The following is a 21,136-nucleotide window of genomic DNA, read 5'->3' on the forward strand; positions in this document are numbered from 1 at the left end:
CCCTACCAGCGACACTGTTGGCGCACCGGTATCAGCGCCTCTTTCAGGCCGCTGAGATCGACCCGCAGCAAGGCGCCGTTGGCCGCCTGAACCTGCAATTCACGATGACCGATCCAGCGTTTTAGCTCCTCGATGGCGGGCAGACCGCGGCCATATTCGAGCAGCCATCCCTGATCCCGGATAAACCAGCTCTGACTGCTGCGAGTTGCTTGTCCATCCAGCGCAACCTCGACTCTCTCCCCGCGCCACGGCGCATCCAGCCGCAAGCGAATATGGGTGATGCTGTTGACACAACCGATCGCCAGGGTGGCACCGCGCAGGGCCGGACGGGTCAATACCGCCGTGCCGCTCTCCTCATCCTGTCGCAACAGGAAGGGTGAGCTATCCGGCACTCGGGCCAACTCCTGCTCCGCTATCGCCAGCCAGGCCGGAGACTTGGTGCTCTCCTTGTTGCCTGATTGCGTCGCCTCATTGCCAAGGGCGTCATAGCAGGCGAGCCGGATCAGAGGGGATGGCTCGCGACGACACGCTTGCCACGCCGCCATATCAAGGGGAGGCACCGCATTGCCGGTCGCCAGCAGCAGGGGCAACAAACCCATGATGCTCATCAGTTCACCTCCAGTTTCTGGCACTTGTGATCCAGGGTGCGCTTGGGAATATTGAGGCTCTCGGCCACCAGCATGCGATTGCCCTGAAAGTAGCGCAGGCGCGCTTCAATCACCGATGCCTCGTACTGCTGCATGGCCCGGCGCAGATCGCGGATATGGTTGTAATCATCCAGCGCATCCGGCAGCTCGGCACAGACCCGATCCCGCAGCTCCGGCGGCAAGGCGCCAAGCCCCACCTCTTCACCATGACGGGTGTGGGCACAGGCCACCTCCAGCAGATTGCGCAGCTCGCGCACATTGCCGGGGAAATCGTAACTTTGCAGTTGCTTGAGGAACTTGCGCTGCAAACCAGCCAGTCCCTTGTCATCCTGCGCGGCAAACTGGGCCATGAAGTGCTGGCAGAGCAGGGGCACATCCTCGATATGCTCGCGCAAGGGGGCGATCAGCAGCAGACACTGGCAGAGACGGTGGTAGAGGTCGGCACGGAACCGCCCCTCCTCCACATGGCGGGTCAGCGGCTGATGAGTGGCCGCGATGAGGCGAAAATCGGAGTGATACTCCTGCTCTGCCCCAAGCGGCCGGTAGCTGCGGGTTTCCAGCACCCGTAGCAGCTTGGCCTGCATGGCGGCGGGCATATCGCCCACTTCATCCAGAAACAGGGTGCCACCATTGGCCTGCGCCACCAGCCCGGTCTTGTTGGAGAGGGCGCCGGAGAAGGCCCCCTTCTGATAACCGAACAGCTCGCTCTCAATGAGATTCTCGGGGATGGCGGCGCAGTTGATGGCGACGAACGGCTTGGCGGCGCGCTCGGAGCACTGATGCACCAAGCGGGCGACCACCTCCTTGCCACTGCCGGTCTCCCCCTGAATAAGCACGGTCAGCTTGTGCTGGCCTGCCTGGGCGATCTGCTCGCGCAAGCCGCGGATCACCGCCGACTGGCCAACCAGCTGATCCCCCAGCAACTTCTCGTGCTGGCGCTGGCGCTCCCCCTCCCCCTTGATCTGACGCAGCGAGTCGCGCAACACGTTCTGATCCCGGCGGCTACGACCCAGATCGCGGATCAGGGTGAGCTGGTTGCAAAAGACCTGCGCCAGACTGGCCAGCTCGGGGCGAGCCGCCCACTCCTGCAACACATCGCCACTGTCCATCATCGCCAGCACGGCAAAAGGCTTGCCGTTGCCATCATTGAGCGGAAAGGCGTGCAGGCCGCACTGCTGGCCAAGGTTGGCCAGCAGTGCGCGAAAACCGGCGTGCTCAATGCGGGCACCGCCATGGAGGGAATCCCAGGTGCGGGATTGCGCCTTGTGCAGCACATAGGCGAGTGGATGAGAGAAATCATCCACCGCCAGCGCCAGCGCAACCTCCTGCCCCTTGACCCACCCTTTGCACTCCAGCTGGCGGCCGCTCACGTCCAGCATGCCAAGCAGCAGTCCTTTGGGCTGGAAGCTGGCATGGAGGGTCGAGCTCCACCAGTGGCAGAGATGTTGTTCATCCCGTTGCGAGGTGAGCGCGAGGGCGAATGCGAGGGCTTGCTCCATGGTCAGCCCTCCACCTCGGCCACAAACTGGTGATCGGCCACCGAGAAGTGTACCCGGTTGATGGGCTCACCGGCCGAGAGGCGCTGCAACAGTTGCAGGGAAACCGGCGGCAACAGGGCCCCATCAATGACGGACTCCAGCATCCGCGCGCCGTTCTCGCTGCGGTTCGCCCGCAACAGGATCTCCTCGGCCACCTCGCTCTCCAGCACCACCTCGGCACCGAAACGCTCCTTGAGCAGCTTGACCAGCCGGTTGAGTTTGCCACCGACGATCTGCACCAGGGTGTCGTGACCGAGCGGCAGGTAGGGGATCACCTCCATCCGCGCCAGCAGGGCCGGTTTGAAGAAGGCAGCCAGCTCCGGATAGAGCGCATCCAGCAGGTCATCAGGCTGCTCGGCATGATCGACGATGGTCTGGAAACCGAGGTTGGAGGTGAGGAAGAAGACCACGTTCTTGCAGTCGATGATCCGCCCTTCCCCATCCGCCAGCTCGCCCTTGTCGAATGCCTGATAGAAGAGGTTGAGCACGTCCGGATGGGCTTTTTCCACCTCATCCAGCAGCACCACCGAGTAGGGCTTCTGCCGAATGGCTTCGGTCAGCACGCCACCCTCACCAAAGCCGACATAGCCGGGAGGCGAGCCGATAAGACGGGAAACGGTGTGCTTCTCCTGATACTCGGACATGTTGATGGTGGTGAGATACTGGCGACCACCAAACATCAGCTCGGCAATCTGCAGCACGGTTTCGGTCTTGCCGACCCCGCTTGGCCCCACCAGCAGGAAGGCGCCCAGCGGACGGCCTGGACGACGCAAATCGGCGCGGGCGGTCAGCAGGTGCTTGTGCAGATGGGCCACCGCCACATCCTGCCCCTTGATGAGCTCGCCAAGGTACTCCGGCAGACGGGTCACTACATCGAGCTCCCCTTGGGAGATGCGATTAAGCGGCACCCCGGTCCACTCGGCGATCACCGCTGCGATCTGGGTCTTGTCGACATGGGCAGAGACCAATACCTCACCCTGTTGCAGCTCGGCCAGCTCGCGCTCGAGCCCGGCCAGCTGCTCGGCAGCCGCTTGCGGATCGAGCGGCGCATCGGCGAGATCCAGCGCTTCTCTGGCCAGCATTTCATCCTGCTGATCGGCCAGCAGGGCGGCACGCAGCTCGACAATCCGATGCACCAATCCCTGCTGTTGCTGCCACTGTGCTTCCTGCTCACGCAGAGTGTCACGGCATATCTGCTGGGCCGCTTTCAGTTCTGTGAGTCGCTCATCGTTGTCACCCAGACCGATCAGGCTCTGGCGTTCCAGCTGACGGATCTCCAGCTCACGCTGGCGCAGTTCGTTTTGCAAATGGCTGACCGCGCGCGGTGGCGTGGTCAGGTTGATGGCCACCCGGGCACAGGCGGTATCGAGTACGTCGATCGCCTTGTCCGGCAGTTGACGACCGGAGATGTAACGGGCGGAGAGCTGGGCGGCGGCTTGCAGCGCTTCCTCATCGATCAGCACCCCGTGGGCCTTTTCGTAGATGCTGCGCAGACCGCGCAGGATTACGGTGGCTTCATCTGCATTAGGCTCACCCACTTTCACCAACTGGAAACGGCGCGACAGGGCGGCATCTTTTTCCACGTACTTCTTGTACTCGCCCCAGGTGGTGGCGGCGATGGTGCGCAGCTCGCCACGGGCCAGCGCAGGCTTGATTAGGTTGGAGACATCCAGCCCCCCCGCCTGATTGCCCGCCCCGATCAGGGTGTGGGCCTCATCGATAAAGAGGATGACAGGTCGCACGGCGTCCTTGACCTCCTGCATCACCCCCTTGAAACGCTTCTCGAACTCCCCCTTGACCGAGGCTCCGGCCTGCATGGCGCCAAGATCCAGCGTCATCAGCTCCACATCGCGCAATTTTTCCGGCACCTGGCCTGCGACGATGCGCAGCGCCAACCCTTCGATCAGCGCGCTTTTACCGACACCGGCCTCCCCCACCACGATGGGGTTGTTTTTACGACGACGGGAGAGGATGTCGATCATCAGATCAATCTCGTGATCCCGGCAGAGTACCGGATCCAGGGTTCCCTGACGGGCCTGTTCGGTGACGTTGACAGTAAAGCGGGCCAGCAGGCTGGCATCGGCGGGCAGCGCGGTCTGAGTAGAAGTACCGTTGGCAGAAACGGTCACTTGGGTCTCGGCAGACTCTTTCACCCACTCGTCAAACTGCTGGCGCAGCAGCTCGCGATTGATGTTGGCAAGCAAACGAGTCACCGAGCCCGGCAGGTAACGCTGGGGAGTCATCAGCAGCACCAGCAGCATGACGCCGCTGCGCAGTTGGCCATGTTGCAGCTCGGCAGAGGCGAACAGCCAGCTGTCTTGCAGCCACTCCACCAATAGCGGCGAGAAGGAGGGATAACCCTGACCATAACCGTTGTCGGCCGCCGAGGGTTGCAACAGGCTCTTTAACTCTTCAACCTCAACTTCGGCCCGTTTGAGGATCTGGCGCACATCGCTGAGGGGGGTCTCCAGCATCTTGAGCAGCAGGTGCTCGATGCGGATCTCGGCGCCCTGATGATTGACACAGAGGGCCGCGGCCTCCTCCAGCATGTGACGGCAGATGGGGTTGAGTCTTTCCACCAGTACCGGTAGCTCTATACGAATCAAGGCGTGCTCTCCTTAAGTATTTATTTTAATAATTCGCCCAGTTGACGCAGTACGTCCTGGGTCTGGTTATTGAGTTGGTGGTGATAGAGGCCAAAGATGATGGCCAGGATCAACGCGCCGCCCATAAACAGGGTGCGCAGGGAGACTTGCTTGCGCAGCTGGTAGCGGGACGCCTGCTGACCGAGATCGAGATGAAACACACTGGGTGCCTCGCCGCCACGTTCGAGTGACAACTGCTTGTGCAGTTGCTTGACGATCCGTTCAAACTCGTCACGGCCCTGGCTCATCACCTTGTAGCGCCCCTCAAAACCGAGGCAAAGGCAGAGATAGATGAACTCCAGAATGTCGCGATAGCGCACCGGGTCTTCCTGCAGACGCGACAGCAGCACGAATACCTTCTCGCCCCCCCAAGTCTCGTTGTGAAACCGGGCCAGCAGTGAGTGTTGGGACCATTCGCTCTGGCTGCCCCAGTCGCGCCCCATCACCGCCTCATCGATAAAAGTGCAGAGGATGTAGCGAAACGAGAGGACGACGCCGTTCTCGTAACCCTGCGCCATCAACTCCTGTTCGATGGCCTGGATCTCGGTCACCACCCGCTGATAAAGCTCGGGCACCCAGTCGTAGCGCGACAACAGACGCACCCGCTGCACCAGCCCCAGCAGCGGGGTCACCGCATCGATCATTGGGTTGATGCTCTGGCCACGCAGGCGGAACCAGTAGTCCGAATCCATGTCCAGCTGCTCGGCGTGATCGAACAGCAGGTCGCTCAGTTGCTCGTTGTTGATAATGTCCGTGGTCATCTCTGCTTGTTTCCTTGATGCGATCACTGGCTACGGATGGCCCAGAGCTGCATGTCGAGCTCGGGGAAATCGCCGGCAATGTGGAAGGCGAGCGTGTTGCTGACCGCCAGCATCTGCCAGGCAGGGCTCTGACGGTCGAGCTGGAAGTAGCTGTAACCGGCGTGATAGGGCAACTGGCGCGGCGCCACCGGCAGCGGCAACAGCGGGATACCTGGCAACTGCAGGCTGATGAGTTCGCGGATCTTGTCGCTCGACGCCACCTTGGTCTGCTGCAGCAACTGTTTGCGCAGCTGCTCCTGCGGCATGCGGGCACGCACTGCCAGCACGAAATCGGCGCTCTGCATCAACTCGCTCTCGTTGACCATGGCCACCATGACGCCGTACTGGTGCTTGCGCAGCTGGATGGAGACAGCACGTGGCGACAGCACGGTACTGAGCGCCTGACGCAGGGCCAGCATCACCGGTTCGAAGCTCACCTGCTGATCGTCATGACGGTAGGCGGGGAACTCGGGGGGCAGACGGGACTCGTCGGTAAAGGTCATCAACTCGCCACAGAGCTGCACCAGCGCCTCGTGCAACCGCTCGGGGTGCAGGGTGCCAAGACGCGCCAGATGGGAGAGTTGGGGCTGAGCCCGGTTGAGCAGTTGCAGCATCATGAACTCGGCCACATCGGCCACCCCCTGCTGTCCCGGCGCGGCGATGCGCTGGGAGAGGCTGCGAGCCCGCTCGGCCACAAGACCAGCCGATTCGCCGAGGAAGCGCTTGAGGGTCGGAATGGCAGAGACACTGATACTGCAAGGCATGAAGTTGGGATCCAGCACCAGACCGCCATCCGGGCGTTTGTCCAGAATGCGAGCAATGGCGAGCGAGGCGTAGGCGCTGCGATCTTCCCGCTCCAGCATCAACCGTAAGCTGACCCGCCCCACTTCGAGGGAAACCACATCCCCCCCTTCGCTGTGCAGATCCCGCACGTCGTGGCGATGGGCCTGCAAACGGGTGGCGACCTGACCGCCCTGATTGACCTCGTTGACCCCGCTCACCGAGAGCGGCAGCGCCAGATAGACCTTCTGGTTGGCCACCGAGGCATCGGTGATCTCCAGCGGGGTCGGCAGCACATCATCGTTCGGGATGTTGAAGACGGTGCCGTCCGGCAGGATACCGGTGGCCCCCACCAACGCGATGCGGCCAAAGCCGAGGTAATCCTCGTTGATGGCAAGCGACTGCAACCCGTAGAAATAGTCGGACAGCGCGCTCAAACGCGCGTGCAACGCGTAATCTGAATGTCTCTGTTGTTGCTGGAAGTGCTGGGGCTTGATAAAGAGCCCTTCACGCCAGATAACCCGATTTCGACTCGACATAATTATTCTTCTTCTTTTTGTAGTTCCACTTCATCCAGGCGCAGGTGCACCAGAATTTGATAGGCCGTTCCCTTGCTCTTGACCTTGATGACCTTGCGCCACTCGGCGCTGTCCGGATCGGCGTACCGTGCAATCACGCCGATGTAACGGGTCTTCTCATCGAGCTTGACGGGAGGCAGGTATTTGAACTGGCCGGGCAGCAGGGTGTAGTCCTGATGGTCCAGGTAGTTCTTGCCAAGGGCCTTCTCCACATCCGCCGTCACCTGGTCATAGTCAGTAGCGAGCAGCTTGGAATCTTCAGCCAGCAGCACCACCTGAAACTCGATGGGTGCCGCCTCCCCGCTCTCGTTGGGGTTGACATCAGGTTCTGCCAACAGGCTGAGCCCCAGGGTGGAGGGCTGGTCATCGTTGCTCCCCACCTGGATATCCGGGTTCATGGCCACATCGGCCATCTTGCCCATGGTGGTACAACCGGCCAGGGCCAGCAGACAGGCCCCAAACCACAGTGCACGTATCATCAAATCAGTCCCTGTTGCTGACGCACGGCCTGGTCATACGCCTGGGCGTAGACCTGATGGAACAGCTTGTCGAACCCCTGTTGACGGGCAGAGGTGAGCTCGCGGTAGTAGTGCTGGTACATGTTCCAGGCCCAGCCTTCATCGGCCACACCCGGGGTACCGGTACGACGGTAGTGCTCGAAACGACCGAGCAACGCCTCGGGGGAGAAGGCCTGCAGGATGCTGTCGAGCGCAGCACCAATAGCCTGCTGGTTCGCCACGTGGTGAATGCGTACATTGCGCAGACTCTCGGCCACCGCAGCAGGCGCGGTCAGGTGCACTGGGCTCTTCTGCTCGGCAAACATCACCGCCAGGGTCTCGTCATAGTCGAGACCAAGACGCAGCGGGTTGTCCTCGATGGGGCGCAGGTGCTTGTCAGCCAGCGCCGCCTGATCGCTTTGCAGTTGCAGCAACCCCTCCACCATGGCACGCACTGTCTTGCCCATCTCTTCGAGCATGTCGTGGGCCTGCTGGGTGTCTTGCAGCTGCAACGGCTGGCCCAGACCACGCATCAGCGGAGTCAGGGCGACGTGATCAACGCCCTCCAGTGGCTGGAAGTCGGGGTGGTTCTCGATGGTGGGCATATCCAGAAATTCTTGGTTCATGGTGTTCTCGACGGCTGAAAATGGAGCGAGGGATACGGTGTCCATATCCGGTTGAAACTGCGGTTGAGCCTGCAGGCGAGCATCCACCAACGGACTCGGGGCCGCACGCTCCTGCTGCAATGCCAGCAGGGGGTCGACCGCCAGGGCCTGTGGATCATCCTGGGTCTGGGTGTGGTGAGGATCGCTGGCCAGCCACTCATCAAGCTGCTCGGTCGGACGGTTGCCCAACACCTGCTGCAAACTCTGCTCGGGGGAGATGGCTCCGAGATAGGCTCTCAGGCGAAAAGGGCCGACAATCAGCTCGTCACCCTGCTCGAGGTTGACCTTGCGAGCCCGCCCGATGGGCGAGGTTGCACCATTGATGTAGGTCTGGCCACTGAGATCGCACAGGCAGAAACGACCGTCATTGAGCTCGACGCGGGCATGGGCTGGCATCACCGCCCCCAACCTGTCTCGCAGTTGCCAGTCATCCTGTTCGGAGGAGCCCAATGTTCCCCCCATCTCGTCGAAGCGATATTGCACCTGCTGGCTGCCGTCGAGCTGCTCGCTGTTGAGCACCACCAGAGATAGTTGCTGGTTAAAGTCGTCCACATTCACTCCTGCACGTATTCCTACACTGAATTTCTGCGCTTATTCCTGTACACAGATTGTCACGAACGGGTCACTCGGCGGTTGGCCAAGAAAGGTACTCCACCCCAGACGGGCACTCTGCTCCTCCCCCAATCTCAGCCCCTTGGCCTGCTCCTGACCGAAGCCAAGCCGCAGATCCCAAGCCAGCTGATCGCGCAAGATGAAGGAGACAAAGGTCACCAGGGCGTGGAAATGCTCCCCGTTCGGGAGAAATCCGAGAAACTGGCTAAAACTCAGATCATTGATTTTCAATAAAAACTTGCCGGCACAATCATTAACCTTGTCACCGATGACGAAGTCGTGCCCCAGAGTGGCGCAAGCACCGCCCAAGCGGTTTTGCTGCTCCGGATGGATCGGCACCTTGCGCCACTGCCAGGCACTCACTTCCACATCCGCCAGATCGAAGCAGTGGGCCACGAGACCGGCAACCACCTCAGGAGAGCGGCTGGGGCTGGCCAGCATGCCCGCATAGGAGAGCATCTTGGCGCGGTTGACCGGCAAACTCTGACAGACGGCATCGTTGCCAAGCCCCACCAACGCAAACATCAGACGGGAGAACCCATCCTCACCGTCATCCTGAAAACGGACGTGGTAGCGATACTTGCGCCAGATCCGGTGCAGCAGGGTCAGCAGGCGGTGGTGGAAGAAATCCAGGAAAAGGCCGAGCTTTTGTTCACCCTGGGCGTACTCCCACGCCAGCGAGTCGAGGTAATACCCCGGCATCGGCGACTGACTACCGTGCAGACCCAGAAAGGCCACTTCCAGTTCGTGACGCCCTTTCTCGTCGCGGCCAATTTGCAGCACATCGCTGGTGGGAAACCCCAGCGATGCCGTCGCCTTGAAACGAATATTTTCGTCACTCGGCAGGTGGTCGAGACCACGCTCCTGATCGGCACCGTCCAGCCGGTTGAGCAGCTCAACCAGCTGGAAGAAATTGAAACGGGGCGCCTCGTTGGCGGCGCTCACATCAGGGAGTGCTGACCGATCTGGACTGGCCACTGATAGCGCTCCTTGTTATCGAGATTGACCACCTCAAGCAGGTGGAAAGCGTTGACGCTGGCATAGAGCGAGAAGAAGTGGGCCAGCACGGTGCTGAAGAGATAGAGCTCCCCTTCGCTGCCAAAGGCGGACTGGCGGATGGAGAGCACCGACTTGAGCCCCCGCACCGGCATGCCGCGCACCAGCCTGTCCACCGGCTTGGTCTCGATCTCCTCGATCCCCGCCAGCCGCTTGCGCGACGCCTGCTCTGCCTGCTTGTCGTGCAAAGCGGGAAAGTCATAGGTACGCAGCACCTGCACCAGGGCATCCCGGCGCAGCAGAGAGACATAGTTGAGCGACAGGTTGGAAATCAGGGTCCAATGCAGGCTGCCATCCAGTGCCGGACGCAGCGGCCGGGTCGGCCGGCTCAGGTTGCGGAAGGTAGCAAACGACGGAGAACTGCCGGTCGGCACGCAGATACTGCCCACCTTGAGGCGGGCTGCGCGGGAGCGGTTGGTGCAGGTGAGCGTAACCGAGATGGATTCATCCAGATCGACCGTAGTGGTTTCATCCCCTCGCACAAACGACAGACTGTGCTCGAAGCCATCACCACTCACCGACTCCCTGACCCGCACCCGGTAATAGAGCGCCAGCCGCTGTTTGGCCCGCTCAATCTGATGCTGAAAACTTTCAAACGGCTGATAGATGCGTGGCGTACCGCGGGAGCGGCCCATATTGCCCTCAACCCATCCTTCAACCTGATCCACCGAGAAAATTTCGAAACTGTCGGCATAGCGATAGCTCGCCTTGAGCGGGTATTCCGCCTGACGGCCATTGAGATTGACCGGCTCGCTGTCGTGCTGGAACAGGTTGATGGCCGGCACGCAGTTGAGCATGAAAGAGTCGGGACGGATCTTGAGTTCCGCTGGCAGGGGCCGGTCGAAACAGAAATGGATTTTGAATTCACTCACCGGCAGCGGCTGTTTGGGCCACTCACCACCGGAGAGTTCGAAGAAGAGAAAGCTCTCCGGAAAACAGAAATACTCCTGCAGGATCCGGTAGCCGGAATAGACATTGTTCGGATAGGGCAGCAGCGCATCGTCGCGCTCGAAGCCGACCGATTTGAGTGCCTTGGCCTCCTGACGAAAGCGCTTGCCGTCGACCTCAAGCTCGATATGGGAGAGCTGGTTGGAGAGCCAGAAGTAGAGCTCATACGCGGTGTAGCTGTCGCCACCGAGGAAAAAGCGCAGCTTGTCCAGCTGCAATTCGCTAAGCGGCAGAGGGGCATGCAGCGCAATATCGAGCGAGATAGTAGAGAGATCATTGCCACTTTGCGCCGTTATCTGGCGCATTTCGGCCGGATAGACCCAAGCATCGTGACAGGTCTGAAAATGACAGGTCACGTCGTCGATTGGCAAACTGTCCAGCTGGCAACCCTGCCTGACCAGTGCCGGTTGGGCAATGGCTCCCGGAATGACCGAAAACTGCATGATGGTCATGCTGGGGACGGGGCGCAGATAGTTCGGCCAGAGCATATTGAGCAGACCGTGGGTCAGCTCGGGGAACTCGTCCTCGATTTTGGCGCGCAGGTTGCCCGTAAGAAACGCAAAGCCTTCCAGCAGGCGTTCCACATCAGGGTCGGTATTCTGCTCCGACAAAAAGCGGGTGAGTTCGGGATAGCTATCGGCAAATTCGCGCCCTTGCAGGCGCAAAAAAGCCAACTCATCCCTGAAGTAATGTTCCAGCGACATTGATCAGACCATGCGGTAGTGACGGTGACTGTCCATATGGACGTTGAACGAGGTAACTTGCTCGATATGCTCCAGCCGCACATGGGCCGTCACCTGAAACGACATCTCAAGCGGACTTGCCTGATAGTCGGGTGAACGGACATCCACATGGATGATCCGAGGTTCATAACGACGGATGCATTGCCGGATCGCCTCCCGGATCCGCCCCTTGATATCCGCACTACCCTGAGTGGCGTCATTGAGATCAATAACCCCCAAATCGGGTGCACTGCGACAATTGCCGGGACGGGTGTTGAGGATCTGGTCGAGCTGACGTTTGACAGAGTCGACCAATTCATCAACTTCCGAACGAGGGGAGGAGCCAAGCCCCTCCCCTCGGATACGATCAAACAGGCTGGCCGCATTTCCTCTATCCCAGGAAGAGAGATGCGGCATCGGGCCTTATTCCTTGTCCAGTCGACCTACCAGAGAGAGCTCGAAGCTCGCCCCCATGTACTTGAAGTGCGGGCGCACGGCCATGGCAACCTGGTACCAGCCCGGCTCCCCTTCCACATCAAGCACCTTGATCTGGGCGGCGCGCAGCGGACGACGGCTACGGACGTCTGCCGGCGGGTTCTCTTGGTCTGCAACGTACTGCTTGATCCAGCCGTTCAGTTCACGCTCCAGATCCTGACGCTCCTTCCAGGAGCCGATCTGCTCGCGCTGCAACACTTTGATGTAGTGCGCCAGACGGTTGATGATGAACATGTAGGGCAGCTGGGTACCCAGCTTGTAGTTGGTCTCCGCTTCCTTGCCTTCCTTGGTGTTGGGGAAGACCTTGGGTTTTTGCACCGAGTTGGCAGAGAAGAACGCCGCGTTGTCGCTGTCCTTGCGCATGGTCAAGGTGATGAAACCCTCTTCAGAGAGCTCATATTCGCGACGGTCGGTGATGAGCACTTCGGTCGGGATCTTCGCTTGCAGCTGACCCATGGCCTCATAGACATGCACCGGCAGATCGTGAATGGCGCCACCACTTTGCGGGCCAATAATGTTCGGGCACCAGCGGTACTTGGCGAAGCTGTCGGTCAGGGAGGTGCCCATCAAATAGGCTGTGTTGCCCCACAGGTAGTGATCGTGATCCGAGCTGATATCTTCCTGATAATTGAAACCCTTGATGGGGTTTTCAGTCGGATCATAAGGCAGACGGGCCAGGAAACGTGGTGCAGTCAACCCCAGATAACGGGCATCTTCCGATTCGCGCAGGGAGCGCCACTTGGTGTAGGCCGGTCCTTCGAACACCGATTTCAGATCCTTGATGGAGGGCAGATCGGTGAAGCTGTCGACGCCGAAGAAGGCGGGGGCGACAGAGGAGATGAAGGGGGCGTGGGCCATGGCACCGACGGCACTGACATACTGCATCAGCTTGATGTCAGGCGAGCTGTGGGTAAAGGCGTAGTCACCGATCACGGCACCGATCGGCTGGCCGCCGAACTGGCCGTAGCCGGTTGAATAGACATGCTTGTAGAGACCGGACTGGGTGATCTCCGGGGAAAACTCGAAATCTTCCAGCAGCTCTTCCTTGGTTGCGTGAAGCACCTGGATCTTGATGTTTTCACGAAAATCGGTGCGATCTACCAACAGCTTGAGGGAGCGCCAGGAGGATTCCATCTCTTGTAGCTCTTTGGCATGCAGGATGACGTCCATCTGCTTGCTCAGCTTCTTGTCGAGCTCGACAATCATGCTGTCAACCAATGCCTTGTTGACCGGCTCGCTGGTGGTACCGCTGTCCAGAATGTTGGCTATAAGCGCAGCCACACCCTGCTTGGCAACACTGTACCCCTCATCAACCGGTGTGATGCGAGCCTGCGCCATGATTTCGTCCAGCAAAGAGGACGAGGAGGCTGCACCCGCCCCCGCTTGAACCTGTTCTTCGACCAAAGACATGTTTGTTCCTTTCTCGTCAGTCAATACAACCCGCCGATCACTCGGCAGGCTTGATCAAATCCAGCTCTTTGAGCAGTTGCTCACGAGCCTCATCACTGGACAGCAGATCCTGCAAACGATTGCGGAAAGAAGGGATATTGCCCAATGGCCCCTTCAGGGCAACCAGCGCCTCACGCAGTTCAAGCAGCTTGCGCAGCTCAGGGACCTGTTGGGCAACACTGTCAGGAGTGAAGTCTTCCAGAGACTGGATTTTGATCGAAACCGGCATCTCGTCCTGGCTGTTCTCTTCCAGACGATTGGGAACAGAGAAGTTCAGTTCCAGTGCAGATTCTTTCATGACGGAAGAAAAGTTGTTTTTGTCGATGGAAACGGTTTGGCGCTCCTCTATCGGCGTTTCTTCGGTACGGCCCTTCATATTACCAACCACCATCATAGTCAGCGGAAGTTCAATTTCCGCCTGTTGACCACCGGTTGCCGGTACATATTTGATATTGATACGTTCTTTGGGCGCAACTGTGGCGCCGTCAATTCCTTTTCCCATGCTCTAAATACCAAGTTAAGGGTCACCCAAGACCCTATAGCTTATAGCTTATACCCCTCCCCTCAACTGTAAGATATTACAGTTGAGCCATCCTATGGACGATTTTGTCAAAGAGGCACTCACCAACGATGCACTTTTGATATATTTCAAGCAAAAGCTCTAGTTATCAAAAGCACAATATCTCTTGTTATTTATCTACAACCCGAAGCCTCAACTCAATGGTGTGAGGTCATATTGGCATTAATGCCTATTTTGAGCGGCATGGTATATAGAGAGAATTTGATGGTCAACGAATAATTCTAACACGAACACAGGGAAACCATTAAAACAATTAAAAAACAAACACTTAAGATGGAAAGCAATCTTTGCGAGAATAAAGACGCTCGCACGATGACTTCACAATAACAACCTGTCATTTATTACAGTTGACCTAGGGTCGCATTGGAAGAATGCACCATCGAATCACATTATTGATACCGTCTTTATCGCTATGCGAGCACATGCGTCAAAATCGGTCGTTAAGCCAATCGAATGAATTGAATTAAGTAACGCTAATAATTTGATTCATATAGCTTGCTTGCATTTATGGCCAGTTTAAAAAACAAACCACTATTTATCGAAAACATAAATGACGATCCGTAGTCATCACTCCCCTCATAAATCCAGCTGTAGCGTACAAGCCCCCCCTAATCTACAAGTTATGCACCATTGAATCGCGTTGAGACCAGAACAAGCTATTAGGCTGACAACGCCATGTCTGTAGTGGTCAACTAAATCCGGACACTTGATTAGGCCAATCCTCTGCTTTTGCTGGCGGTATCCCGTCATTGTGGTGATGTGGACGCCGCCAGTTGTAGTAATCCATCAGGTAATAACTGATATCCCGCTTTGCCTCCCGCACGCTCATGTATCCCATAGCCGGAACCCACTCCGTTTTAAGACTTCTGAACAATCGCTCCATCGGGGCATCATCCCAGCAGTTGCCACGCCGACTCATGCTCTGGGTCATGCGATAGCGCCACAGTCGTTGCCGAAATGCCCTACTGCCATATTGGCTGCCCTGGTCAGAGTGAAACAGCACACCAGATGGGCAACCACGCTGCTGATAGGCCATCTCCAGTGCTTTGATTGCCAATTCTGCATCAGGTTTATCAGACATCGCCCAGCCCACGACCCGCCGGGTGTGCAGGTCAAGCACCGCTGCCAGGTAATGCCAGCGTCCACCTGCCCAGACGTAGGTGATATCGCCACACCACACCTGATTGGGTTGCTGGACATCAAATTCGCGGGCCAGCAGATTGGGGATATCCGGTCGCTCAGACTGGGCGACCTGATAACGATGAGCGCCCGGCTGTTTGGATACCAGCCCGGCTTCCTTCATCAGGTTACGTACTTTGAATCGGCCAATCTGATACCCCAACTCTCGCATCATCGACATCAAGGCGCGGCTGCCTGCCGAGTTCCGGCTTTCTTTGAACAACCGGCGCAACTCAGAGCGCTGCTGCATACGCTCACGGTTAATCGTCCGCCTGCAAGCCAGATAGTCGTAAAAGCAGGATGTGGGAACATCGAAAGCGCAGCAGACCAAGGTGATGGGGGCTTGCTCCCTTAATCGGTCTATCAGCGCGTACGTGTGAACTCGTCCGTCATCAAGAGAGCCGTAGCCTTTTTTAGAATGTCCTTTTCACGTTCGAGCCGGTTGATACGGGCTTCCAGCTCCTGGATTTTCTGCTGTTCCGGGGTCAGTGCTTTACTAATCGGGGTTGTGCCAGTTCGTTCGGATTGCAGTTGCTGAACCCAGCGACGGAGCACGGTTTCACCGACATCCAGTGAACGGCTGGCTTCAGGGACAGAATATCCCTGGTCGAGCACCAGGGATGCGGCTTCGAGTTTGAATTCGGCAGTAAATGAGCGACGTAATCTTGTCATTGAACACCTCAGGTCATGGTGGCGACTGTACCACCTAAAATGGTGTCCGGGATGATTAGACCACTACATTTCGCTTGTTTAGGCGCATGCCCCACCAGACCAACTACCAGATGCAACTTTCGCTAAACAACCCACACGTTTGCACCATCATTGATGACGTCCCCGTTCCCTTCACATTGAGAGCATCCTTGCTAATCCTCAGCGCATTCATCAACTCTAACAAGGTATCTAGTCCCCCTTCACTGCTTCTCAAGATGAGGCAGAAAACCCTGCGCATCCCAAATGGCCTGATCGGTGTAGAGGGAGTTGATACAACTCGGATACGTCGTACCCGTGGACGTGGCAGCACCTGCTACGCAGCCTTGCTATCAACCTGTGAGCCATGACCGCTCACAAGCCTGTTGCGCCGAGGCCATTCAATGATAGGACGAGACGCGTTCCCATAGTGTTGATTTGAAGAGAATGACGAGTTTGGCATCGGGTGGTATTCGATTGGCTCGTGAAGGCGTGGATCTGAGATGGGAGAAGAGTATTTATAATCCAAGTGGCATGACAGGTTATTTCGAGAGCGAGCGTTGCGACAGGTTCTTTTTGTTCCTTTTCCGGGTTAGAACTGGATTATTTGCAGCTCAGTTGCTCGCCGCTTCGAAGCGGCCATCGTCGGTATGATAGCTGTATATAGTAAAAAGCCCTGATGTTTCCATCAGGGCTTGCAATGTGGCGGTGAGGGAGGGATTCGAACCCTCGATACGTTGCCGTATACACACTTTCCAGGCGTGCTCCTTCAGCCACTCGGACACCTCACCAAATTTTGGTCTGTGGTTTAACGTGTTCAGCCAACACTGTGTTTGCTACGCTGTTGCGCTGGAACGGGGCGTAATTTAGGGGAAAGCCCCGCCCGCGTCAACGGCTTTTTTCACCTGGCGAACCGTTCGAACACTTAATGCACAGATTCCGGTGCAACCTGAATTTCCGGCAGGTTGAGGAAGCCGGAACGTTCGCATTCGGCAACCAATTCGTGGGTGGCGGCGATGGTGCTTTGCACGAACAGCAGGAACTGCTCGACGCTGAGTCCGGCCTTGGTAAAGACGGTGTGGCCGACCACCAGCCGCGGCAGGTTGTCATCGATGATATCGAGGAACACCTTGAGGGAGGGGTACTGCATATTGAGTCGGCCCAGTTCGGCAACCAGCGGCAGCATTGCGGAGGGGCGCACTTCCAGCTCGGAGGAGAACAGCAGGCCTTCCTCTTCCACGAAGATCCGGCTCTCCTGAATACCATCGACCGACTGCAAAGAGACAATGTGGATACCGTGACACTGGTCGCAGACATAGTGCTCGATACGAGCCTGTTGCAACCAACGCATTATCATTTCGGAGCTGGGGATATTCATCATTTCCACGACAAGATTGGGATCAAGGGGCGCAGTCTAAACCAATTTGCTATCAACAAAAAGCACGCCAACCCGATAACCCTGCGGCTCGCTTCTTTTTGGCAAGCGCTATGCATATACTCAGCCAAATCCACGATGACGCTTGCCCCACAGGGGGCCCCATGACTATCCAAGAAAAGTATCGCCTTCATCTGAAATCACTCTCGGATGAGCTGCTCACCCTGCAAAAACCCATCCGCATTCTGGATGCCATCAAATGGCCACGCCATCTGCAGGATCGCTTTCTGGCAAGCGGTGGCAGGGAGCTACCCGCTATCGACAGGCACTTCTATGATGCACTCCCCCTCGGCTTCGATCCGCGCAACAAATATCTGGAGCTCAAGGAGCTGCGGGACAGGATCCGCAGAAAGTTGGGACCACAGGACGATCTTGGCCGGATCCTACAAGAGACGGTCGATCAGTACATGGTGGTGATCGAGATGCTGCGCCAGCGCGGCCAACCCGATTTTCAGCGTTACAGCCAGCTGCTTTATGGCTCTGCCAGCGATCACCTGCGTGGGGATCGCAAGACCCTCAAGGAGCTGGGTGCCCGCCTGTGCGATATCTTCTCCCTGCCCGGCGCACGCCATCTGGTGCGCCCCTACCCCAAGGAGTTCGAAGGAGAAGCCGCGGTCGCCAAACTGCAGGGCAAGCTGTCGAGCTACTTCAGTGACGGCACTGTGCAGGTGAAGCTGAGCGATGGCATCGTCTCCGATGCCGCTGCCGGTGGCGACTACATCAAGCTCAACTCCCACGCCCGTTTCTCCGAGCTGGATTTGCAGGTACTGGAGGTACACGAGGGGTGGGTCCATGTCGGCACCACCCTCAACGGTCGCCAGCAGCCTTATGCCACCTGGCTGAGCGCCGGTTCACCGCGGATCACCGCCTGTCAGGAGGGGCTGGCTGTCCTGATAGAGACCCTCACCTTCAGCTCTTTTCCGGATCGGGCCAAGCGTATCTCCGATCGGGTGATGGCCATCGACATGGCCGAGCGCGGCGCCGATTTTATCGAGGTGTTTCAGCACTTCGTGCTGCAGGGCACCAGCGAGCACGACGCCTACAAGATCACCCAGCGGGTCTTTCGTGGTGGCATGGTGGGCGGCGGCGCCTGCTTTACCAAGGACATCTCCTACGTGCGTGGCTATGTGGAGACGGTCAACTTTATCCGCAGCGCCGTGCTGGAAGGGGTGCCCGAGATCCTGCCGATGCTGTTTGTCGGCAAGGTGACGCTTGATGACATTCCGGTGCTCTATCAGCACTATCTGGAGGGGCTGATCGCCGCTCCCCGCTATTTGCCGCCGATGTTTCGCGATCTCACCGGCCTCTATGTCTGGTTCGGTTTTGCCTCCGGCATGTCGCTGGTCGATATCGGCCGGGTACAGCACCATTTTCGCCAGCTATTTCAACGCCTGCCGGTGGCCGACCCCATCATTGCGCCGGTGGATATCGAGATAGACTGAACCACAGCGATACAAGTTGGGGAAAATAAAAAGGGCGCCAGATTGGCGCCCTGCTCGACGATTCAATTATCGCAGCCGACTTACTTGTAGGCCCGACCTTCGAGATAGTGTTTGCGACAGAGTGACACATAGCGATCGTTGCCGCCGATCTCCACCTGCTCGCCATCACGCATCACCTGCCCTGCTTCGTTGACCCGGGAGTTCATGTGAGCCTTGTTGCCACACCAGCAGATGCTCTTCAGCTCTTCAAACTTGTCGGCCAGACAGAGCAGATGGTAGGAACCCGGGAACAGCTCGCCGCGAAAATCGGTCTTGAGGCCATAGGCCATCACCGGAATATCCTGCTCATCGACGATGCGGGCCAACTGGTAGACCTGTTCACGGGTCAGGAACTGGGCCTCGTCCACGATAAAGACATCGATATGTTTCTTTGCATGGCGCTCTTTCACCATTTCAAACAGATCACAGCTGTCGCTGAACACGTCCACCTTCAGTTCAAGGCCAACCCGGGCACTGATCACCCCGACCCCGAAACGGTCATCGATGGCTGGCGTCATCGCCAGAGGATGCATGCCCCGCTCCAGATAGTTGAAGTGCGCCTGAATGAGCTGGGTGGATTTGCCTGAATTCATGGTGGCAAATTTGTAGTGCAGTGAAGCCATGATACTGTTCCGAAACTGAATTTATGGGGCGCATGCTAACCAAAGCCCCTGACAAAACCAAGGGGCCCGCGGGCCCCTTGCTCTATAAATGTTACGCGGTGGCCAGCACTGGCCGCGCTTTGGCCTTTTTCAGGTGATAGCCGGTAAAAAGCACGAACCAGAGGGCGCTGATACTGAAACCGGCCAGGCTGGAGTGCATCAAGCCCATCGCCAGGTAACCGATGGCCGCGCCGAAGGCGATGGCCAGTGCATAGGGCAGCTGGGTCATCACGTGATCGATGTGATGGCAACCGGCACCGGTGGCAGAGAGGATGCTGGTGCTGGAGATGGGTGAGCTGTGATCCCCGAACACCGAGCCAGCCAGTACCGCAGCCAGCATCGGCAACATCAGGCTGATGTCGCTGGCGGCGGCCATGTCACCGGCCAGGGGCAGCATGATGCCGAAGGTACCCCAGCTGGTACCGGTAGCAAACGCCATGGCACAGGAGAGGATAAAGACCACGGCAGGTAGCACTTCGATCGGCAGGTTGCCGTTAGCCAGCGAAGCCAGGTACTTGCCGGTCTCCACGTCGCGCACCACGGCACCGATGGTCCAGGCAAACAGCAGGATGTTGATGGCTGGCAGCATGGCCATGACGCCTTGCGGCGCGGCCTTGATCCAGTTCTTGGCTCCCAGCTTCAGGCGCATCGCCAGACCGATGGAGACCACCAGACTGCACAGGGCACCGTAGACCAGCGAAGAGCCGACGTTGGTATTTTCGAACGAGCCGAGCACGCTGAATGGCAGCCCTTTCTCGCTCAGCACCGCAGCACCGGAATCGATCATGAAATAGATGGTGGCGGCGGTCAGGGTCAGGATCGGCAGTACCATGTCGATCATGCCGCCGTTGCTCTCCTCCGGGCTCTCCATATCCAGACCGATGGGGCGGCCCTTGGACTCATCCCACAGCTTGCCTTCCAGCGCCCACGCTTCGTGTTGACGCATCGGGCCGATGTCGAGTTGGAATGAAATCACCACCAGCACCATGATCAGGGTGAAGACGGCGTAGAGGTTCATCGGGATCATCTCGACAAATGCCGCGATGGGGCTCTGTTCAGTCAGACCGTGTGCCGCCATGATGCCGCCAACCAGAGCGATGATATAGGCGCCCCAAGAGGAAATGGGCATCAGCACGCAGACCGGCGCTGCGGTAGAGTCCAGCAGATAAGCCAGTTTGGCACGGGAGATCTGGAAGCGGTCGGTCACCGGACGGCAGATGGCCCCCACCGACAGGCTGTGGAAGAAGTCATCGATAAAGAAGGCAAACACCATCATGCCAGTCAGGGCTTTGGCGCCCTTGCGGGTCTTGGCACGACGCTCGGCCCACTCGGCAAAGGCACGGGTCGCCCCGGAGACGCTCATCAGGCTGATGAGGCCACCCAGCAGCAGCATAAACAGGATCATGTTGACGTTGTCACGATTGAGCGCGCCATCGACCCAGAAGATCTTGAGCACGGTATTCAACATGTAATGCAGGGATTCGAGGGGCGAAAACTGATTGAGCAGCAAACTGCCGGTGACGATGCCCACACCAAGGGACAGCAGCACGCGGCGGGTCATGATCGCCAGCGCGACAGCCAACAGGGGGGGAAGAACGGACCAACCGGAGTCGGCGAAATGACTAATGTCCATGATCTCTTTGCACCTAAAGATTACAGGTGGAGATCTACCGAGAGGAT

At 58.2% G+C, this 21,136-nt stretch carries 17 protein-coding genes and 1 tRNA gene; 1 reads left to right on the plus strand and 17 read right to left on the minus strand.

The annotated features are described in order from the left end of the window. Nucleotides 1-2: 2 nt before the first annotated feature. From vasI to ACW5XC_RS09370, 15 genes are all read right to left on the minus strand, one after another. Nucleotides 3-608: a type VI secretion system-associated protein VasI gene (gene vasI / locus ACW5XC_RS09300; protein WP_042053047.1), complete on the minus strand. Its 606-nt coding sequence runs from the start codon at nt 606-608 to the stop codon at nt 3-5. Next, nucleotides 608-2,146, minus strand: a complete 1,539-nt coding sequence (locus ACW5XC_RS09305) for a sigma-54 interaction domain-containing protein (protein WP_019444941.1) — start codon at nt 2,144-2,146, stop codon at nt 608-610. Before ACW5XC_RS09305 ends, vasI begins: the two co-directional genes overlap by 1 nt. Nucleotides 2,147-2,148: 2 nt before the next feature. Continuing rightward, nucleotides 2,149-4,791 carry a type VI secretion system ATPase TssH gene (gene tssH, locus ACW5XC_RS09310; RefSeq protein WP_042053049.1) on the minus strand — a complete coding sequence of 881 codons (2,643 nt, stop codon included), beginning with the start codon at nt 4,789-4,791 and terminating at the stop codon, nt 2,149-2,151. 20 nt (nt 4,792-4,811) lie between these two features. Next, nucleotides 4,812-5,591, minus strand: a complete 780-nt coding sequence (gene icmH, locus ACW5XC_RS09315) for a type IVB secretion system protein IcmH/DotU (protein ID WP_042053050.1) — start codon at nt 5,589-5,591, stop codon at nt 4,812-4,814. Nucleotides 5,592-5,614: 23 nt separating this feature from the next. Continuing rightward, nucleotides 5,615-6,949, minus strand: coding sequence for a type VI secretion system baseplate subunit TssK (gene tssK, locus ACW5XC_RS09320; RefSeq protein ID WP_021230534.1), 1,335 nt, complete (start codon nt 6,947-6,949; stop codon nt 5,615-5,617). Between the two features lie 2 nt (nt 6,950-6,951). After that, a complete protein-coding gene (gene tssJ, locus ACW5XC_RS09325) occupies nt 6,952-7,467 on the minus strand; it encodes a type VI secretion system lipoprotein TssJ (RefSeq protein ID WP_019444945.1) in 516 nt (171 codons plus the stop codon). After that, nucleotides 7,467-8,702: a type VI secretion system-associated FHA domain protein TagH gene (tagH, locus tag ACW5XC_RS09330; RefSeq protein WP_042053053.1), complete on the minus strand. Its 1,236-nt coding sequence runs from the start codon at nt 8,700-8,702 to the stop codon at nt 7,467-7,469. Before tagH ends, tssJ begins: the two co-directional genes overlap by 1 nt. Before the next feature lie 39 nt (nt 8,703-8,741). After that, nucleotides 8,742-9,740, minus strand: a complete 999-nt coding sequence (tssG, locus tag ACW5XC_RS09335; RefSeq protein WP_042053054.1) for a type VI secretion system baseplate subunit TssG — start codon at nt 9,738-9,740, stop codon at nt 8,742-8,744. After that, entirely contained in the window at nt 9,704-11,470 is a 1,767-nt protein-coding gene (gene tssF / locus ACW5XC_RS09340) for a type VI secretion system baseplate subunit TssF (protein ID WP_042053055.1), read from the minus strand. The genes tssG and tssF overlap by 37 nt, the downstream gene beginning before the upstream one ends. Nucleotides 11,471-11,473: 3 nt before the next feature. Beyond that, nucleotides 11,474-11,905, minus strand: a complete 432-nt coding sequence (gene tssE, locus ACW5XC_RS09345) for a type VI secretion system baseplate subunit TssE (protein WP_005299981.1) — start codon at nt 11,903-11,905, stop codon at nt 11,474-11,476. 6 nt (nt 11,906-11,911) lie between these two features. Then, a complete protein-coding gene (tssC, locus tag ACW5XC_RS09350) occupies nt 11,912-13,393 on the minus strand; it encodes a type VI secretion system contractile sheath large subunit (RefSeq protein WP_019444949.1) in 1,482 nt (493 codons plus the stop codon). Between the two features lie 37 nt (nt 13,394-13,430). Beyond that, entirely contained in the window at nt 13,431-13,934 is a 504-nt protein-coding gene (gene tssB, locus ACW5XC_RS09355; RefSeq protein ID WP_021230530.1) for a type VI secretion system contractile sheath small subunit, read from the minus strand. Between the two features lie 766 nt (nt 13,935-14,700). Beyond that, nucleotides 14,701-15,863, minus strand: a protein-coding gene (locus tag ACW5XC_RS09360) for an IS3 family transposase (protein WP_143182551.1) whose coding sequence is annotated in 2 segments (ribosomal slippage) — nt 14,701-15,608 and nt 15,608-15,863 — 1,164 coding nt in all. Because the reading frame shifts where the segments join, the coding sequence is not laid out codon by codon here. Nucleotides 15,864-16,581: 718 nt separating this feature from the next. Continuing rightward, a tRNA-Ser gene (locus ACW5XC_RS09365) sits at nt 16,582-16,669 on the minus strand. A 134-nt stretch (nt 16,670-16,803) separates the two neighbouring features. Further along, complete coding sequence (locus tag ACW5XC_RS09370) at nt 16,804-17,259, minus strand: type III secretion system chaperone family protein (RefSeq protein ID WP_005337119.1); 456 nt, start codon at nt 17,257-17,259, stop codon at nt 16,804-16,806. A gap of 158 nt (nt 17,260-17,417) precedes the next feature. Between ACW5XC_RS09370 and ACW5XC_RS09375 the strand changes: the two genes are divergently transcribed. Further along, on the plus strand, nt 17,418-18,755 hold the full coding sequence (locus ACW5XC_RS09375; RefSeq protein ID WP_042053061.1) for a flavohemoglobin expression-modulating QEGLA motif protein: 1,338 nt from the start codon (nt 17,418-17,420) through the stop codon (nt 18,753-18,755). 80 nt (nt 18,756-18,835) lie between these two features. On the opposite strand, the gene ACW5XC_RS09380 is transcribed toward ACW5XC_RS09375, so the two are convergent. Together ACW5XC_RS09380 and ACW5XC_RS09385 are read right to left on the minus strand one after the other, a co-directional pair. Next, complete coding sequence (locus ACW5XC_RS09380; RefSeq protein WP_005337121.1) at nt 18,836-19,417, minus strand: thymidine kinase; 582 nt, start codon at nt 19,415-19,417, stop codon at nt 18,836-18,838. 91 nt (nt 19,418-19,508) lie between these two features. Further along, the gene (locus ACW5XC_RS09385) at nt 19,509-21,089 is read right to left on the minus strand and encodes a Na+/H+ antiporter NhaC family protein (RefSeq protein ID WP_042053063.1); all 1,581 of its coding nucleotides are present in this window, start codon (nt 21,087-21,089) and stop codon (nt 19,509-19,511) included. Nucleotides 21,090-21,136 lie beyond the last annotated feature (47 nt).

The sequence above is a fragment of the Aeromonas sp. 25-AL00135 genome, assembly GCF_054052385.1.